Origin of the sequence: Christiangramia crocea (assembly GCF_022410465.1) — a bacterium.
GTDB lineage: Bacteria > Bacteroidota > Bacteroidia > Flavobacteriales > Flavobacteriaceae > Christiangramia > Christiangramia crocea.
On the sequence record NZ_JAJSON010000009.1, the window covers coordinates 76,381 to 95,357 of the forward strand.

Below are 18,977 nucleotides of genomic sequence, written 5' to 3' on the forward strand. Positions count from 1 at the left end.
TATGTTTAAAAAGCTCAACTTTTTTCTTCTTCTTATAGCGGCCCTTAACTTTTCAGCCTCCGGCTTTGATGAAGCTGTTCAGGGTGAGTCTCTACTGCTTATCAAAAATGCCAATCTTATCGATGGAACCGGGAGACCGATGAGAAGAGGCATTTATATCGTTGTTGAAAACGGGAGCTTTAAAGAGATAGGAAAAGACCTTAAAGTTCCGGGGAATGCGAGGGTTATCGATGCTTCAGGAAACACTATTATTCCCGGGATCATAGGCGCGCATAATCACATGCACATTCCAGGCAATACATTTCTCGGCGAGGCGGGCTCAAAACTTTACCTGGCTTCGGGAGTAACTACAATTCAGACCTGCGGCTCGGCTTCGCCTTTTAAGGAATTGGAACTTTCAAAGGAAATTGAGAAAGCGATCGCGATCGGGCCTGAGATTATTCCCAGCGCTCCCTATTTTACGGGGCCGGGTGGCAATCCTAATATGATAATCCCCCGCAATGAAAAGCATCTTAAGGATACGTTGAACTTCTGGCTGGATAAAGGGATCAAATGGGTAAAGGTGTATCGTAATATCAGGCCTTCAGATCTTGAAATAATTATAAAAGAAGCTCATGAGGCCGGAGCAAAAGTGAGAGGTCATTTTTGTTCTGTAACTTTTGAAGAAGCTGCTTTGATGGGGATAGATGTGATTGAACACGGGCTCAATAGTGCTAGTGATTTCAGAACTCATAAAGCTAACGGGAAATGCAGTGGGGGAAGAGAGTATATGGATGAGTTGGATACGGGCTCTGAAGAAGTGAGAAAGCTTTTGCAACTGCTTATAGATAATGATGTCTCTCTCAACTCTACACTGGCAATTTATGAAGCCAGTATTCCGGGAAGGGCTTTTGCAGAAGATAGAAGCATTAACCTGATGTCTGAAGAACTTCGGGAAGCTTATCAAAACAGAATGAAAAATCACGGGGAGTCTGAAGCTGATGGAAGGATTAGGCAGGATCGTTTAAAAAGGATCATGGCCTTTGAAAAGCTCTTCTATAAGATGGGAGGAAATCTTACTTCTGGAGTGGATGCCGGTAGACATGTGCTTCCCGGGTTTGGGGACCAGAGAAATTTTGAGTTGCTTATCGAGGCAGGTTTTACCAGTGAAGAAGCTATCAAGATCATGACAGGGAATGGCGCGAAAATGCTTTCCCGGCATGACATTGGAACCATTGAAGCTGGTAAAAGGGCCGATTTTGTGATCCTGAAAGGAGATTTAAGTGAGCAGGCTTCCGTGATAAAGGAGGTGGAAAATGTTTATAAAAAGGGAATAAGGTATGATCCAGAACTGCTCCTTGAGAAACTTCAAATAGGAAGAGAATAGACTTCTTTAAGAAATCTGAATTCAATAAAACAAAAAAGTCCTGCTTCTGGCAGGACCTGGATAAATTAAGTCTCAATTTTCTTATTGAACAGCCGGTACTTCCTGCTCAACTTCTGCAGCAGTTTCCAAAGAATCTGCTTCAACTTCCATTTCAACCTCAAGGCTGTCCTCAACCTCTGTAGTTACCTCTGGGGTAACCTCGGTGTTGATAGCAGTTTCTTCAGCTTGTTCCCCGGTAACTTCAGTATTCTCGTTACGGCAGGAAGTCAGAGTAATCATTGCAAGTGCAAGAGCACCAAAAATCAGTTTTTTCATTTTTATGATTGGATTAAAAAACGGACGAATATAGATCAAATTCCGTTTCAAAAAACAAATCGAATAAAAAAATAAAAAAATTATTTCAAGCCCTTGTCAGACAGGGAAGGCGGGAGGTTTTTCGTGCCAAAGTCAGTAGGGCGACTGGTCATGATAAATTCCATTTCCCCTCCTTCATCAATCTCAGAATGACGAAACCAGGCCCGGTTTAATGGGCTTCCGTTAAGGAGTACCTTTTCTATATAAATATTTTCGTCCGAAAGGTTCTCAGCTTTTAAAATAAGCTCCTTATCATTTCCAATGTCGAGTATGGCTTCCTTAAAATGAGGCGAGGTGATGATATACACATCCTGCCCGGCATTGGGATAAAAACCAAGGCTGTTGAATACCAGCCAGGCAGACATTGACCCTGCATCATCATTTCCCGGGATCCCATCTCTCTGCGCCGTATAATTTTCCTCGATTATTTTCCTTATACGTTCATTGGTCCTGTATTGATATCCGGCATAGGTATATAGAGTTGGAGTGAAAAAACTAGGTTCGTTATCTACCTTGAAATGCTCATTTTCAAAAAAGATATCCAGTCGTTTTATGAATTCTTTCTTTCCTCCTGTACTATCGATGAGCGAATTCACATCCTGCGGAACATAGAAGGAATATTCCCAGGAATTGGCTTCATAGAAGAAATTTCCCCAACTCCCGTATTTCTCTACGCTGAAGTCCTCAACCCATGAGCCGTCCCTTCTTTTTGGCCAGATAAAACCTTTTACGCCTTCTGTTTCAACCGGTCTCCATAAGTTGGCCCAGTTTGAGGCCCGCTTTTTATATTTTTTATAGGCTTCCTCTTCCCCGAGTTCTTTAGCTACCTGTGCGATCGCCCAGTCATTTGCTGCATATTCCACTGTCCTGGTCCCGGCCCTGTCATATAGCTTGGGAGTATGTAAGGAAGGATCTGTTTTTTCGGGCTCATACTCAGCAGGGACATATCCAAGTTCAATGTATTTATTTATACCGCCTCTTCCATTTGTCTCCTGTTTACCTCCTGGCGGAATTTCCGCATTCTGTATCATGGCCTCATAGGCAAGTTCGTAATCTATATCTTCCAGGCCTTTTAAGATCGCATCGGCTATCACCATATCGGTGTTACTGCCACCCTGCGTTCTTCCTGTTGAATTTCCGCTCCTTGAATCGGGCATATAGCCTTCATGCTGATAGATATTCAGAAGGGAATTCACTATTTGCGTCTCCCTGTCAGGAAGTATTAAAGTGAGTAGGGGGTTGGTAGCCCTGTATGTGTCCCAGATGGCATAATAATCGTCATAATAGGGAAGCTCTGACTTCCAGTAAGGGTTTTCCCCTGTACGGTTGGTAGGCATAAGCATGGTATGATATAATGCCGTATAGAAAATGGTCTTGAGATCATTGTTCTTTGTGCTTACCTGAATGTTATTAAGCATGTCTTCCCATTTTCCGGAAGATTCCTGCCTTAACTTTTCAAAATCCCAGTGGGGAACTTCCTTCTCCAGGTTGGCTTTCGCCTTTTCTGAACTTATAAAGGATATTCCAACTTTAAGATTTAACTCCTTCATATTCCTGTCAAATTCCAGGAATGCCCCGGTCTTTTCTCCCGAGTTGTAACGGCTTTTTTGGGTGGTACTTATCTCCTCGCCTTTCCAGGTTGCACTGCTTATGGCCGGCTTATCGGTTATCGCATAGAAATAGACGGTATAAGCGCCGCCTTTATTCCAGCCACCGCGCACTCTTGAATAACCTTTTATCTCAGAATCTGAAATTACCTGTATTTCAGAGCCTATAAGTTCCTGGTTCTCGTCGCAGCAATGGCCTTCCCCAAGTAAGCTCCCGGCATTGATCAAAAGCCCGGGTGTTGCGTCTCCTGAAAATTCATATTTATGAAATCCCACTCGATGGCTTACCGTGAACTGAGCTTTAATATCATAATCCAGAAGGTCTGCGGAAAAGTATCCGGGGCTCGCTTTCTCATTCGCCGCTGCAGATCGTATCCCATTCAGTTCGAAAGGTCCCGTATAAGGCATTACCAGGATATTGCCATATTTCGCACCACCACCGGTCCCGCTAACATGGGTGTGACTGAAACCCTTTATATCTTCATCTGGGACATATCCCGAATTGGAAAGCAGATCACCGGAGTCGGGACCTAGCTTCACCATCCCAAATGGAAGCGCAGCGCCGGGAAAAGTATTCCCGGCTCCCTCTGTGCCAATAAAAGGATTAACGAGATCTGTATACCCATTCCCTGGTGATTGAGCATACATACCGGGAATGATCAGTATCAGTACGAATAAATACAGTTTTGATTTTAGCATTTCAGTTTTCATTTAGATTAATTACAGTCCCTATTGGTTTTATTTCAAAGGCCTGCTTTATTTATAAAGCTACATATACAGGCTTTTTTCTATCTGTATCGCAGCTGATTCCTGAATGCTGATTATCTACAATTCAGAAAAATAAAGAGTAAGCTTTCTTAAGTAACCTGCGACCTGCAGGCAGCCTTAACTGCCATTTAAATTTTGGCTCGGGAGCAAGGCTAACAAGCGCGCTGATGATAATTATATTTTTCACTATATACTGGCCAAGAAGTGAGAATGTATAATGGCCTTCACCGAAAATCCTTTCAGGAAAAAGGAAAAACGGTGTAAAGGTGAGTATCATATGTAATAAAGCAATGCGGATGGCCAGTCCCCTGTAAATATTAAAAAGTAACATGATTCCCAGGGCCGTTTCCCAGATCGCTAAAAGTATAAATCCTACCTGCAGGGGTATAAGTCCGAATGTTAGCTGGAATATGGTTTCTTTGGCGATATCCTCGGCAGGGCTAAGATTAGGGAAGAATTTAAGAGCACCGAAGATCAGGTAAATAAGGCCAATGGATAACTGCAGGGTATTATATTTTTTTCTCATAACAAACAGGAAAAACCGTGAAAAGATCAAGAAATATATTAAAAAGATAATTGAAATGCATTTTTATGGGGATTTTTTTAAGGGCTGAAAAATTAAAGTATGTGATGGATCAAAAATTATGTGGTTATTTGAGTATTATGGCTGCCGGAGTATAATTTTTTTTTATTTTTGCCATCCAATTATGCTCGAGTGGCGGAATTGGTAGACGCGCTGGATTCAAAATCCAGTTTCTTCGGAAGTGCGGGTTCGATTCCCGCCTCGAGTACTGAAAAACCCCATCAGGTCCTGATGGGGTTTTTTTATTTCAAATTTTCATTATGGTCATCATCAATATAATTTTTTTTATCCCTTTGATAATTTATCTTAGTGGCAAATCAAGAGCCAAATACTGCCTAATTAGACTATCCTGGTGAAAAGACTAATACCCTTATTATTCTTAATAATCCTTCCTTTTATAACAGCAGGTCAGGAGAACATAATTGAAGACCTAAAAATAGAGATAGAACGGGCTTCGATTTACGATCTCCAAAAACTTGAACGAATAGATAGCCTAAGGGGTGTGCTATCCAGGCTTGAAAAGGAGGATATTAAATCCCGGTATGAGCTCAACCGTAAATTGTTTGAAGAATACCAGGTCTTTAAGCGTGATTCAGCTTTCGCTTATGGAATAAAGACCAGGGAACTTGCGGAGAAACTGGGTGATACGGCACTTACAGCAAATGCGGTTTTTAGTCTTGCCGATATCAGTGTTTCTGCCGGAATGTATAAGGAGGCCTTGGAATTTATGGAGATCATTGAACCTGATGAAATTCCACCGCATATGCGATCGCTATACTTTGGGCTTTTAGGTCGCTGTTATGGCGAGATGGCCGAGTATAGTGATCTTCCTTATTTTTCTTCAGAGTACAGGGAGCTTGCGACCCGGTATCGTAAAAATGCGCTTGAACTTACAGATAAAGGTACTTTCTTTAATTCTTTTCTGAAAGGCTTTATGAGCTTTCAGGAAGAAGAAGATAAAACTGCACTTGAAATTTATAACGACCTTCTAACAAATGAGCTCAATTACAGGGAAGCGGCCCTTGTCCATTTTATGCTGGGTAGCATTTACATGGAAAACGCTCAAAATGACAAGGCCATTACACATTTAGCAAAGTCGGCTATATTCGATATTAAAACTTCGACCAAGGAGAATCTTTCAATGCTTCGGCTCGCCGAATTGATGTTTGAAAAAGATGATATCAGGAATGCCTCTACATTTATCAAAAAAGCCAATGCTGATGCCCTGTTCTTCGGAGCCCAGCAGCGAAAGATAAGCGTAGGTGCTATTTTACCACTTATAGAGGAGAAGATAGTCCAGCGGATTGAAAGACAAAGGGAACGCTTATACTGGCAGAACATATTCATGGGTGTGCTTCTGGTCTTTGTGATAGGTCTTGCTATAGTGATCTATTCGCAGGTGAATAAACTTAAGAAGGCCAAGAAGATCATAACCGAAGCTCATGAGAACCTGCAGGCAACCAATGAACAGATTGTTGCGGTGAATGAAAAGATACGTTCCACTAATGCTGAACTTATAAAAGTCAATAATCAGTTACTGGAGGCTAATAAGATCAAGGAGGAATATATTGGCTTCTTCTTCACCCAGGATGCTGATATTTTTGAGAAATTCAGAAGTTTTAAGATTGCGGTTGAAAAGAGTCTGAATGAGAATAACTATGAAAAGGCCAGATATCTTGTTTCCAATTATAACCTGAAAAAGGAAAAGCAAAAGCTTCTGGAAAATTTTGATGAGGCATTTATAAAACTCTTTCCCAACTTTATTGAAGAATTCAATTCCCTCTTAAAACCAAACGAAAAAATAAAGGTTAAAAAAGGTCAGCTCCTCAATAAAGAATTGCGAATATTTGCATTAATACGTCTCGGAATTAATCATAATGAAATTATAGCCCAGATTCTGGGATATTCTGTCAATTCTATCTACGCCTATAAAACGAAAATTCGTAAGAAATCTTTGGTGGATACCAGGGATTTTGACGAAAAACTGCTCAATAATACAACACTAAAGCTCTAATTCAGGCTTTTTTAGTTGCTATTTTCTATATGGTTTTACCTGTACTATACGATTAAAAAGCTTGAAAACTAGATAAATACAAATTTTGTTTAACATATTTTTTCTATACAAAAAATAAAACCCGTGATATGAGGTCTTAATTTTTGCAAGTTTGAAATGTCTCTGAAATCTTAACCGGTTTCTATACGATTTTAACCAAGAAATTAAATTTCAAACAATGCAAAATCATCCAAAAATTAATGCTTTAAAAAGACTGAAATGCGGGTTATTTCTGCTCTTCTTTTTAGGGGTGCAATTAGTAGCTTTATCTCAGGAAGTAGATTCGCAAATAACAGTGACCGGTTTGGTTCTCGATGAAAAGGGAATTCCTTTAATGGGAGCGACCGTTATGGAAGAGGGAACCAGTAATGGTGTTGTAACCGATTTTGACGGAAATTTTCAGATAGAGGCTTCTCCTGAAGCTCAGATTTCGATCAGTTTTGTTGGTTTTAAGACGAAAACGATTGCGGCTACCACCGGGTTTGTCGAAGTGAGTCTGGAACCAGATGCTGCGGCTTTAGATGAAGTGGTAGTAATAGGTTATGGGCAGTCAAAACAAAGGGATCTAACCGGTTCCATTTCCGCCATAGATCTGGACGATGTACAGTCCCAACCTTCCAGCAATATTGGTGACGCTATCCAGGGGCGTGCTGCCGGGGTTAGGGTGATCACTTCGGGCCAGCCGGGTAATAATCCAACCTTCCGTATCAGGGGAACCGGTACAATAGGAAATAACGATCCGCTCATCGTGGTAGACGGAGTTCCTTTGAATGGAGGTCTTAACCAGGTGAACATGAAAGATGTGGAATCCCTTCAGGTACTTAAGGATGCCTCGGCAACTGCAATTTACGGGGCGCGTGGAGCGAACGGGGTAGTTATTATAACTACTAAAAGAGGTGAGAAAGGTGTGGCCAGGATGGAGGTAGATGCTTTTTCCAGCATTCAGGAACCTACCAATGTGATAGATGTTCTTAATGCACAGCAATTTGCCCGGCTGAATAATGAAATGCTTGTGAACGGGGGTATACAGCCCAATCCCGCTTTTAGCGATCCTGCTTCGCTGGGGGCAGGAACCGACTGGCTGGATGAGTTCTTCACTACCGGAAGACAGAATAATGTGACCCTTTCATATTCCAGCGGCGGCGAGATCACTAATCTTTACACCTCTCTGAATGTTTTCAATCAGGAGGGTACTATTATCAATTCAGAATATACCCGCTACAATGTGCAATTCAACAGCGATAGTGATATCAATGATAATCTGCGATTTGGTAATAGTGTAAAGCTTAACTACGATATCAAGGAGAATGGAGAGAACAATATTCAGAATGCCATTCTATCCCTTCCAACCCAGCCAATCTTTAGAGAAGATGGTGATTATTCAGGGCCTATAGGCCAGCCGCTTTATTCAGGGGACGTGGAGAACCCAATCGGGAAATCGAATATCGTAGAGAATTCCACCAAAGGCTTCAATATGCAGGGTAATATTTTTGGAGAACTTGATTTTCTTGAGAATTTTACATTTAAAACTTTACTTGGTGCGGAAGCTAACTTCTGGTTTAACAGAACCTGGGCTCCGGCCTATAGTTGGGATACAGACGTTTCTCCGAACGCATTTTTAAGTGAATCTGCAAATCGGAGCCTAACGCTGCTTTGGGATAATACCCTAACCTATAATAAGGAATTCGATAATGGTTCATCTATTACCGGTGTAGTTGGTACAAGTGCACAGGAGAATCAGTTCAAATTCATTAACGGATCCATTCAGAACTTTCCGAGTGAATCCACTCAGCAGTTGAATAATGGAATTGATCAGACCACACTAAATGGCAGTGGCTCTGAATGGGCTCTATTCTCTTATTTTGCAAGAGGGAATTTTGATTATAAGGATAAATATTATTTAACTGCAACCGTTAGGCGTGATGGATCCTCCCGCTTTGGAGACGGAAATAAGTATGGAACCTTTCCATCGGCCTCTGCCGCCTGGAGAATAACTGAAGAAAATTTCCTTGAAGATTCCGAGACCATAAATGACCTGAAACTGCGACTGGGTTATGGTATCACGGGTAACCAGGAGATAGGGAACTATGCCTTTGCTTCAGCCTATAATACTTACCTCTACAATTTTAATAATAATTTTGTGACCGCCGCAGTACCCACCGTACTCCCTAATTCGAATGTACAATGGGAGTCACAGGTACAGTACAATATTGGGCTTGATGCCACTCTTTTTGACAGGTTCATGGACCTTACGGTAGATCTTTACCAGAAGAATACCGAGGATATGCTGGTGCCCCAATCGGTACCTGTGACTTCCGGTTATTCTGATATTTTTGTGCCTTACATCAATGCAGGAGAGATCAGGAACCGCGGGGTGGAAGTATTGCTTACCACTCACAACTTTGATAATGATTTCTTTAGCTGGAGCACTGACTTTGTATTTTCCTATAACGAAAATGAGGTGATAAGTATCAATAGTGATACACCGCTTACCACCGGAAGTATAGGCCTCAATTATACCCTGGCACGGATACAGCCCGGTTATCCTGTAAATGTTTTCTACGGATTTGTTCAGGAAGGTATTTTCCAGACAGTTGAAGAAGTGAACAATGCGGCTGTGCAATCCCCGGGAACCGATCCGGCGACGAGCACTGCTCCGGGGGATATCAGATATAAGGATCTGAATAATGATGGAATTATTAACGATGACGACAGGACGTTTATAGGCAACCCGAATCCCGATTTCACATATTCACTGAACAATACTTTTAAGATTGGCAATTTTGATCTGAACATCTTCATTCAGGGAGTATACGGAAATGATATTTTCAATGCTAACAGGTTATATACTGAAAACATGTCGGTGACCACTAACCAGTCCACTGCCGTACTGGACAGATGGACAGGGCCGGGAACCAGCAATAGTATGCCTCGTGCGGTGTTTGGGGATCCAAACAATAATGCCAGGCCTTCTACACGATATATCGAGGATGGTTCCTATCTAAGATTGAAAAATGTAAATCTTGGCTATAACCTTCCCGTTGATAGTTTCCAAAAAAGCCCGTTAAGCTCAGCCAGGGTTTACCTGTCCGGACAGAACCTTTTTACCATTACCGATTATTCAGGTTTCGATCCTGAGGTTGGTACAAATGGAATAGACAACAATATTTATCCCGTAACCCGAACATTCACTGTTGGATTTAACATTGGATTCTAAAAAAATTATCATGAAAAGATATATACCTAAATTCATTCCGCTAGTCCTTTTAATGCTGTGCATTGGCTGCAGTAAAGACTATCTGGATAAACAACCTTTAGATACAATAAACACTGAGAACTATCCCGCCAACGCAGAGGAGCTCGTAACAGTAGTGAATGGAGCCTATCAGCCTTTACAGTGGCCAAAACTCTATAATCTGCGAATGTGGACTTCAGATATCATGGCTGGAAACAGCATAGTTGGAGCGGGTGGAGGTACCGATGGTATTGAAACCCAGGACATGGCGAATTTTGTAACCTCTTCAGACAATGCGGGTGTTTTGGATCTCTGGAGAGGGCCATGGCCGGGAATATTAATGGCAAATATAGTCCTGCAAACTGCACCGCAGCTGGATATTGACGAATCCATCAGGGACAGGTCTATGGGAGAAGCTTATTTTCTTAGGGCTCACTATTACTTTATCCTTGCCCGTTATTTTGGTGATGTGCCATTGGTTACGGAGCCCCAGAGTTCAGATGACGATCTGTTTCCTCCACGGGATCCGGTAGATCAGGTTTATGAACTTATCATTAGTGACCTGAATAATGCAACTGAATTATTACCGGAAAAATCATCCTACGCGGCTGCAGATCTTGGTAGAGTTCCAAGGGGTGCAGCATTGGGAATGCTGGCCAAGGTTCATTTAACCCTGGGCAACTACCAGCAAGTGGTAGATCTTACTACTCAGGTGGAAGCTTTAGGCTACGATCTTAACGGGAATTATGCCGATAATTTCAATATCAATAATGAGAACGGAGTGGAATCTCTTTTTGAGATCCAGTATGCCTCAGATGGGGGTTACAGTTTCTGGAGCAATGAGAACCAGGCTTCATGGACGAGTCCTTTTATGGGTCCAAGGGGATCTAATTTCGTTGGAGGAGCCTTTGGATGGAATCAGCCAACCCAGGAGTTTTTTAATGCTTATGAAGAGAATGACCTGAGAAAAGATGCCACCGTACTTTATGAAGGAGGACCTGATTTTGACGGAAAGGCTTACACAAGTTCCTATTCCCTTACTGGATATAACACCAGGAAATTTTTGGTTCCGCTTAGTGAAGTGGCCACTTATGATAATTCACCGCTTAACTTCCCGGTATTGCGCTATGCTGATGTTTTGCTTATGAAGGCGGAGGCACTTAACGAACTGGGAAGAACTTCAGAAGCTGAAGATTATATAAATATGGTGCGTGATCGTGCTGGTCTTGAAGATATACAAACCGGATTGAGTCAGGAAGATTTCAGGGAAGCAGTCCTTCACGAAAGAAGGATGGAACTGGCTTTTGAAGGTCAGAGATGGTTCGACCTGATAAGAGTGGAAAATGGTCAGTATGGGCTCGACTTTCTTCATTCCATAGGTAAGAACAATGCTGCTCAAAAACATCTGTTATTCCCGATCCCTCAGATAGAGTTAGACAGAAATCCTAATCTAACCCAGAATCCCGGGTACTAATCAAAAATATTCTTCAAAATGAAAAGATTTAATAACATACAAAACAAGCTGGTCCTGATGCTGGCACTTTTTATGGGAATCCTTAGTGTTTCCTGTGAAAGCGATGAGCTCAATGATCCGTCATTTGATAATATCGATGATGAACTGAATCTGAGCGTTTCGGCATCAGAACTGGATCTACAGGAAAAATTTATCAATAATGAGGTGAATTTTAACTGGTCTACAGGAACCAATAACGGGACAAATTCTGCTATCAGTTATACGTTGGCGATCGACCTTGCCGATAATGACTTTTCAGATCCCATTATGGAACCTGTTGAAGGAGAAAAGAACAGGTTTAGCTATTCTGTAGATCATGGAAGCCTTAACAACAGATTGCTTGAAAGCGGACTTAATGCCGGAGAAACCTATAATCTGAAAGCCAGAATTTCGGCCGAAGTTGTTACCAGCGGAGAAATTCAGACTGCTGAAACAAATTTTACTGTAACGACATTTAAGCCGGTTTCCGATAAACTATTCATCCTTGGTGATGCCACACCTAATGGCTGGGATATAGCAAATGCCATTGAACTTTCTGCTTCCGGCTCCCAAAGAGGAGTGTTCGTTTACGAAGGCCAGCTAACCGAAGGGAATTACAAATTTGCTGTGAGTCAGGATGATTGTTTCTGCCAGGATTTCTATACCAAAGACCCTGATGATGATTCTGTGATAGTTTACAATGAAGGAGGAAGCGGAGATGATATCCAGTGGACAATCACTGAGGAAAGAAACTATAAGATTAGGGTCGATCTTTTAAATAAAACCATTTCCATCAATGCAGTCGAAGGCAGTCCTTTTGACAAGCTTTGGATAGTAGGTGATGCTACTGAAAGTGGCTGGAACATAGAATCTCCTGCCGAATTCACCCAGAGCACTGAAGAATCTTTCATATTTACTTATAAAGGAAATTTCAACCCTGGTGAATTTAAAATATTTGCCGGCCCTCTTGGAGACTGGTGTGGGGAATGGTATCGCCCTTCTCAGGATGATGTGCCTATGCAAAATGGTTCCGTAGAGCAAAATCCTGGCTGTGATCCAGACAATACCTGGCTGGTAACCGAAGAAACGGCCGGAAGATACCGGGTGACCATTAACACTATTGAGAATACAATCCAGTTTGAGCAGATCAAGCTATATATAGTAGGAGACGGAAGCCCTGCAGGTTGGGATATCGCTAACCCGGTGGAACTGACTTATGACAATGGAGACTTCGTTTTTAACGGTGAACTGGGAGCTGACAATCCTACGGGGGAATTCAAATTTCCAAATCAAACCGGTGACTGGTGCGGTGGAGAATGGGTTAACTCAGCTACTGCATCACAATCTATAGATAATACAGATTTTATAAGAACCCCTGGCTGTGAAGGTCCTGATAATAAGTGGAAACTTCAGGATGGCGATGCCGGCACCTATGAGATTCGCATCAATCTGGATGCTGAAACTATGAGTATTACCCGGCTTTAAGAATAAAAATAATGCCGCAAGGCTTAAAAAGATATAAAATGAAAAGAAACAGATTATTAATAATTGGTCAGCTGGCGATCCTGATTTTCCTTGGCTCCTGTAACAGTGATGATGAGGTTCTGGAGATGCCGGTAGAAGAAGGAACAGACCAGACATACCGGGAAGTACTTGATTTTACTAAAGATAAAGCCAGATATAATCCTGGCGAGGAAGTAACTTTTTCGGTGAATGGAACTCATCAGAACACTATGGTGAGATACAAATATCTGGGCGAAGTGGTGGCAGAGGAGAACCTTTCTTCCCATACCTGGACCTGGACGCCGCCTTCTGAAGATTTCAGGGGCTATATGGTGGAACTGGTAAAAACCACAGGAGGGGAAGAGACGGTACTTGGAACAGTTGGAGTCGATGTCTCTTCAGACTGGACCAGATTTCCTCGTTATGGCTTCCTTTCAGAATTCGGGAATATATCTGCAGGTGAGAGAGTTGATGTTCTGAATAATTTGAAGGATTACCATATTAACGGACTGCAATATTACGACTGGCATAGTAAACATCATATTCCATTGCCAACAGATGACAGCGGGAATCCTGCTGATTCCTGGGCAGATCTTTTCAACAGGGAAATATATTTTGAAACTGTTGAAGGTTATGTGGAATCTGCCAAAGAAAGGAATATGGCTTCCATGTTCTATAACCTGCTTTTCGGAGCATGGCATCCTGAAGAAGGAGATGGTTTTGAAGAGGAATGGTTAATATTTAACGATCGCACTCATAACTCTGTAAACAAACATGGCCTGGGAGACCTGGGAGATATTCTTATTACCGATCCTTCCAATGAAGAATGGCAGAATTACATTTTTGATGAAGCCGAAGTTGTGTATTCTAATCTTGATTTTGCGGGCTGGCATTTGGATCAATTGGGTAACCGTGGAACCGTATATGACTATAATGGCTATCAGGTGGCCCTTCCCGAAGCATACCAGGATTTCCTGATTGAGCTGAATGAAGAATTTCCGGATAAAAAGATGGTTCTTAATGCGGTAGACCAGTTTGGGCAGAAGAAGATATTGAACAGTCCGGTTGATTTTGCTTATACCGAGGTATGGTCCAGGTACCAGTATCAGGATCTCGTGCAGGTGATAAAGGAAAATTATGAATATTCTGATGGAGAGCTGAACACTGTACTGGCTGCTTATATGAACTACAATTCACAGGAGGGCAATTTCAATACCCCTTCAGTGCTTATGGCAGATGCAGTGATCTTCGCCTTTGGAGGAGCACACCTTGAGCTTGGGGAACATATGCTTTCCAGTGAATATTTCCCGAATACCAAGCTTTCCATGACTTCAGAATTAAGCGAAAAGCTTAAGGAATATTATGACTTCCAGGTAGCTTATCAAAATCTTTTAAGGGATGGAGGGACTTTTAATATGCCAGCGGTTTCCACTATCGGTGAAGATGTTACTGTTAACAACTGGCCTCCGGTATTTTCTCAAACTGCTGCAGTAGGTAAACAATTAAGCGATAAGCAGGTTGTGCATCTACTCAATTTTGACGGTCTTAGCACACTTCAGTGGAGAGATGATTCTAAAATTCAAACCGCTCCTAAAGTGAAGGAAGGTTTTGAACTGGTAATTGAAACCGCCCAGGTTCCTTCAAAGGTGTGGTTCGCTTCTCCGGATGTTGATGGTGGTGCTTCTCATGAACTTGAATTCACCAGTACAGGGAATAAAGTAACTGTTCAGGTTCCTTATCTGGAATACTGGAGTATGATCGTACTGGAAAACTAGGCATTAAAAACATTATCAATTATGAAAAAAATTAATAGAATATTTACCCTTCCGGTCCTTGTGCTTTTAGTATTAGCACTTGGTTCCTGTAGCAGCGAAGATGAAATTATTGCTGAAACTCCTCAGCCCGAGGCTAATTTTAGTGTCGAGAGGATTCCTGATAATCCACAACTGGTAAGTTTTACTAATTCAAGTGAAGACGCAGAAGAATACATGTGGGATTTTGGAGATGAATCTGAAGCTTCCACCCAGAAACATCCTACCCATCTTTATGAGGGGCCGGGTGATTATGTTGTGACGCTTACAGCCATAAATGGCGAAAAATCGGCAGAAATGTCTACTGAAATTACGGTTTTCGGGATCCCGATGGCTGATTTCTCTTATGATGCTGATGAAGATAATTCACTCACCATACATTTCGAAAATTTTAGTCAGAATGTCGATACATTTTCATGGGATTTCGGCGATGGAACGGGAACCTCTGCCGAGCAGGCTCCTACTTATACTTACTCCGAGACCGGAACTTATAGTGTAACGCTCACGGCTAGTGGTGATGGCGGTTCAGCCGAGACCACTATTCAGGTTGAGGTGACCGATCCTATGCCGGACTATGATAAACTATATATTGTTGGAGACGCTTCTCCAAGTGGCTGGAACATCAGCTCCCCTGAGGCATTCACTCAAAGTGAGGAAGATCCATTTGTTTTTACCTATGAGGCCGATCTTACTCCGGGGAATTTCAAGATCTCGACTTTTACCGGTGACTGGTGTGATGGGGAATGGATAAACGCGGCCCAGGCTTCGGTTCCATTAACCTCTACAGATTATATAATCACACAGGGCTGTGATGGACCCGATAATCAGTGGGTGGTTACTGAAGAAACAGAAGGAAGGTACAGGATAACTCTAAACCTTGCCACAGAAAGTATCGCTATTGAGGAAGTAGCTGTAACCAGCTATTCGAATCTGTATATAGTTGGAGATGCTACAGAAAGCGGTTGGAATATTGCCAGTCCGGAGGCCTTTACGCAAAGTGAAACCGATCCTTCAGTATTTACTTATGAAGCAAAGCTGAGCCCCGGAAACTTTAAAATTTCGACTTTCACCGGGGACTGGTGTGACGGTGAATGGCTGAATTCTGCAAATGCCGATCAGGCCATTCCGGAAACCTCTGAATTTATTATCACACAGGGCTGTGACGGACCCGATAATCAGTGGGTGGTGACCGAAGAAACGCAGGGGCGTTATGCTATAATCGTGAATATTACAGCAGGAACCATTGCATTCGAAGAGCTCACTCCTGAATTTTCTGAATTATATGCGATTGGTGATGCCAGTCCTAATGGCTGGAATCCGCAAAACCCTTCAGAAGCCTTTACCCAAAGTTCAGAAGATCCCTTTGTGTTCACCTACGAGGCTTATCTAAGTCCGGGTGAATTGAAGATCTCAACTTTTACAGGAGAGTGGTGCGACGGGAAATGGCTTAATGCTTCTGAGGCCAATCAGTCCCTGGCTGATGCAGAATATATTGTGACCACAGGCTGTGACGGGCCAGATAATAAATGGATAGTTACTGCAGAAACCGAAGGGAATTATCTGATCACGATAGATCTTTATAACGAAACCATAATTTTCGAAGCCCGGTAATCAATTTTAAAATAGAGAACAATTAGCCTGGACATTTCAGTTCTGATTGAGGTGTCCGGCTAATTTTTTAATACAAATCAGCTATGTTAAAGCAATTTCTAAGCAACATAACACTCGTAATAAGCTTCATTTTTATCTGTAATTCCTATTCCCAGGATTCGCAGTCTTTAAACTGTAATTCTTATGAGTTAAACGGGAACAGGGTGATCTTTGGGTGTGATAAGGGTGCAAAACTTTCTTTAAAATTCCTGGATTCCCGCAATATTAAATTCTGGTATTCTCCTGATGGAAGTTTTAAAAGGAACAACGAATCTTTCGCGGTAATTAATGATGAATTCGATAAGGACTATAAAGTAGATGTCAGTGAATCGGCTTCAAATTTTGAAGTTTTTACCGGAGATCTTCGAGTAATAGTTCAGAAAGCTCCATTGCAGGTGCAGATCTTTGATAAATATCAGCGGCTTGTTTTAGGGGATCTTGATGCTGAAGCTTATGTCACCGATGGTTCAGGAGTTGAAACCAGAAAGGTTTTAAGGGAGGATGAGCAATTCTTTGGACTTGGAGAGAAAGCCGGTCCTTTAAACAGAAGGGGACGTTCCTATAAAATGTGGAACAGTGACAAACCCTGTTATTCTGAAAATGAGGACCCACTTTATAAGAGTATTCCTTTCTTCCTTAGTACCCATAATTATGGGATCTTTCTGGATAATACCTATAAGACCGAATTTGATTTTGGGGATAAGAATGAAGATTATTTCTCTTTTTCTGCACCTGACGGTCCTTTCATTTACTATTTCATGTATGGTAAGGATTTTAAGGAGATCATTGGAAGTTACCTTCGCCTAACCGGAAAGCCTATTATGCCACCAAACTGGGCTTTGGGCTGGTCGCAAAGTCGCGGGTTGCTTACTAATGAAAATCTAACAAGGGATATTGCTAAAGAATATCGTGAAAGGAATATTCCCTGCGATATAATTTACCAGGATATAGGCTGGGTGGACGGACTTCAAAATTTTGACTGGAGGGAAGACAGGTATGATGATCCCGAAGATATGCTTTCAGATCTTGCCGAAAAGGGATTCAAAGTGATCGTTTCCCAGGATCCAGTGATCTCCCAGGCTACCAAAGCCCAGTGGGAAGAAGCTAATAATGAGGGATACCTTGTGCTGGATGACAGGACCGGAAAAGCCTACGATATGCCCTGGCCCTGGGGAGGAAATGCCGGGGTGGTGGATTTTACCAAACCAGGTGTTGCCGACTGGTGGGGCGAGCTCCAGCAAAAACCGCTTGATGATGGTGTAAAAGGTTTCTGGACCGATATGGGTGAACCTGCCTGGAGCAATGAAGAAAGCACAGATCGTCTTCATATGAAGCACCATCTGGGTATGCATGATGAAATCCATAATGTGTATGGTCTTACCTGGGATAAAGTGGTGACGGAACAGTTCAATCAACGCAATCCAAATACCCGTGTCTTCCAAATGACCCGGGCGGCATATGCCGGGATGCAGCGTTATACGTTCGGCTGGAGTGGAGACAGCGGGAATGGACGGGATGTGGCAGATGGCTGGGATAATCTCGCCAACCAGATCCCCGTGGGACTTTCTGCCGGAATGGGTTTAATACCTTTCTGGACCACCGATATTTCAGGTTACTGCGGAGAGATTACCGATTATGACGAATTCGCCGAGCTTTACATTCGATGGCTGCAATTCGGAATCTTCAATCCGCTAAGTCGTGCTCACCATGAAGGCAACAATGCCGTAGAGCCCTGGCTTTTTGGACAGGAAGCAGAAAAGATCGCAAAAAGATCTATTGAATTAAAATACCAGTTACATCCCTATCTCTATACCTATGCACGGGAAGCCTATGATACGGGAATGCCAATCATGAGGGCCCTGGTACTGGAATATCCTGGTGATGAGAAAACCTATCATGCCGAAGGCGAGTTTCTTTTTGGAGAGGAAATTCTCATAGCTCCGGTGGTTGAAGAGGGAGAAAGAATAAAGGAGGTCTACCTGCCAGAAGGCGACTGGTTCGATTATAATAATCCACAAAAGCTATATGAAGGAGAGCAGGAAATTGAGGTGGATGCCCCACTTGATGTGATCCCGATGTTTGTAAAGGCCGGATCGATCATACCTAAAATGCCGGTGATGGATTATATCGGTCAAATGGATAATGCACCCATGATCCTTGAGATCTTCCCTTCAAAAAAGACCTCTGAATTTACGATTTATGAAGATGATGGTACTACCAATGATTATGAGCATGGTGAATTCGTGAAGACCAGAATCGCGACCAGTATGTCAACTTCAGGAATGAATATAGAAATCAACGAACCGGAAGTTTCAGGCGGATTTGACAATTCAACAAAAAGAAATTACTGGCTTGAAGTTCATCTTACAGAAAAGCCTGCATCTGTATCGCTTAATTCTGAAAAGCTGAAAAAATCTAAAATAGAAAAGCTTCAGGAAAACTGGAATTCAGAATTCGATAAGAGCGGTTACCATTATGATAAGGAGAAAAAGATGTTGCAGATCCTTATTCCTGACACTAAAGAAAGCCTTGAAATAACTTTAAAATATTAAATA

General features: G+C 42.2%; 11 protein-coding genes and 1 tRNA gene. 9 read left to right on the forward strand and 3 right to left on the reverse strand.

Translation table 11 applies throughout. The annotated features are described in order from the left end of the window. Position 1 precedes the first annotated feature (1 nt). Positions 2 to 1,366, forward strand: a complete 1,365-nt coding sequence (locus LU635_RS02990; protein WP_240096036.1) for an amidohydrolase family protein — start codon at positions 2 to 4, stop codon at positions 1,364 to 1,366. Positions 1,367 to 1,447: 81 nt separating this feature from the next. Here the strand turns inward: LU635_RS02990 and LU635_RS02995 are convergent, their stop codons facing one another. The 3 genes from LU635_RS02995 to LU635_RS03005 form a co-directional block, all read right to left on the reverse strand. Further along, positions 1,448 to 1,681 carry a hypothetical protein gene (locus LU635_RS02995; RefSeq protein WP_240096038.1) on the reverse strand — a complete coding sequence of 78 codons (234 nt, stop codon included), beginning with the start codon at positions 1,679 to 1,681 and terminating at the stop codon, positions 1,448 to 1,450. A gap of 80 nt (positions 1,682 to 1,761) precedes the next feature. Further along, complete coding sequence (locus LU635_RS03000) at positions 1,762 to 4,026, reverse strand: GH92 family glycosyl hydrolase (protein ID WP_240096040.1); 2,265 nt, start codon at positions 4,024 to 4,026, stop codon at positions 1,762 to 1,764. A 133-nt stretch (positions 4,027 to 4,159) separates the two neighbouring features. After that, a complete protein-coding gene (locus LU635_RS03005) occupies positions 4,160 to 4,621 on the reverse strand; it encodes a doxx family protein (protein ID WP_240096042.1) in 462 nt (153 codons plus the stop codon). Between the two features lie 183 nt (positions 4,622 to 4,804). Between LU635_RS03005 and LU635_RS03010 the strand changes: the two genes are divergently transcribed. The 8 genes from LU635_RS03010 (at position 4,805) to LU635_RS03045 (ending at position 18,974) form a co-directional block, all read left to right on the forward strand. Beyond that, positions 4,805 to 4,886 (forward strand) — tRNA-Leu (locus LU635_RS03010). 144 nt (positions 4,887 to 5,030) lie between these two features. Further along, entirely contained in the window at positions 5,031 to 6,692 is a 1,662-nt protein-coding gene (locus LU635_RS17255; RefSeq protein WP_240096044.1) for a DUF6377 domain-containing protein, read from the forward strand. Positions 6,693 to 6,909: 217 nt separating this feature from the next. Continuing rightward, positions 6,910 to 9,948: a SusC/RagA family TonB-linked outer membrane protein gene (locus LU635_RS03020; RefSeq protein WP_240096046.1), complete on the forward strand. Its 3,039-nt coding sequence runs from the start codon at positions 6,910 to 6,912 to the stop codon at positions 9,946 to 9,948. A gap of 10 nt (positions 9,949 to 9,958) precedes the next feature. Then, a complete protein-coding gene (locus LU635_RS03025) occupies positions 9,959 to 11,440 on the forward strand; it encodes a RagB/SusD family nutrient uptake outer membrane protein (RefSeq protein ID WP_240096047.1) in 1,482 nt (493 codons plus the stop codon). 18 nt (positions 11,441 to 11,458) lie between these two features. After that, positions 11,459 to 12,943: a SusE domain-containing protein gene (locus tag LU635_RS03030; protein WP_240096049.1), complete on the forward strand. Its 1,485-nt coding sequence runs from the start codon at positions 11,459 to 11,461 to the stop codon at positions 12,941 to 12,943. A gap of 38 nt (positions 12,944 to 12,981) precedes the next feature. Beyond that, a complete protein-coding gene (locus LU635_RS03035) occupies positions 12,982 to 14,736 on the forward strand; it encodes a glycoside hydrolase family 66 protein (RefSeq protein WP_240096052.1) in 1,755 nt (584 codons plus the stop codon). A gap of 21 nt (positions 14,737 to 14,757) precedes the next feature. After that, a complete protein-coding gene (locus LU635_RS03040) occupies positions 14,758 to 16,383 on the forward strand; it encodes a PKD domain-containing protein (protein ID WP_240096053.1) in 1,626 nt (541 codons plus the stop codon). A gap of 83 nt (positions 16,384 to 16,466) precedes the next feature. Continuing rightward, entirely contained in the window at positions 16,467 to 18,974 is a 2,508-nt protein-coding gene (locus tag LU635_RS03045; RefSeq protein WP_240096055.1) for a glycoside hydrolase family 31 protein, read from the forward strand. Positions 18,975 to 18,977 lie beyond the last annotated feature (3 nt).

Coding starts and splice junctions, on each gene's coding strand:
- LU635_RS02990 (WP_240096036.1), top strand. CDS start 2: ATGTTTAAAAAGCTCAACTTTTTTCTTCTTCTTATAGCGGCCCTTAAC.
- LU635_RS02995 (WP_240096038.1), bottom strand. CDS start 1,681: ATGAAAAAACTGATTTTTGGTGCTCTTGCACTTGCAATGATTACTCTG.
- LU635_RS03000 (WP_240096040.1), bottom strand. CDS start 4,026: ATGCTAAAATCAAAACTGTATTTATTCGTACTGATACTGATCATTCCC.
- LU635_RS03005 (WP_240096042.1), bottom strand. CDS start 4,621: ATGAGAAAAAAATATAATACCCTGCAGTTATCCATTGGCCTTATTTAC.
- LU635_RS03020 (WP_240096046.1), top strand. CDS start 6,910: ATGCAAAATCATCCAAAAATTAATGCTTTAAAAAGACTGAAATGCGGG.
- LU635_RS03025 (WP_240096047.1), top strand. CDS start 9,959: ATGAAAAGATATATACCTAAATTCATTCCGCTAGTCCTTTTAATGCTG.
- LU635_RS03030 (WP_240096049.1), top strand. CDS start 11,459: ATGAAAAGATTTAATAACATACAAAACAAGCTGGTCCTGATGCTGGCA.
- LU635_RS03035 (WP_240096052.1), top strand. CDS start 12,982: ATGAAAAGAAACAGATTATTAATAATTGGTCAGCTGGCGATCCTGATT.
- LU635_RS03040 (WP_240096053.1), top strand. CDS start 14,758: ATGAAAAAAATTAATAGAATATTTACCCTTCCGGTCCTTGTGCTTTTA.
- LU635_RS03045 (WP_240096055.1), top strand. CDS start 16,467: ATGTTAAAGCAATTTCTAAGCAACATAACACTCGTAATAAGCTTCATT.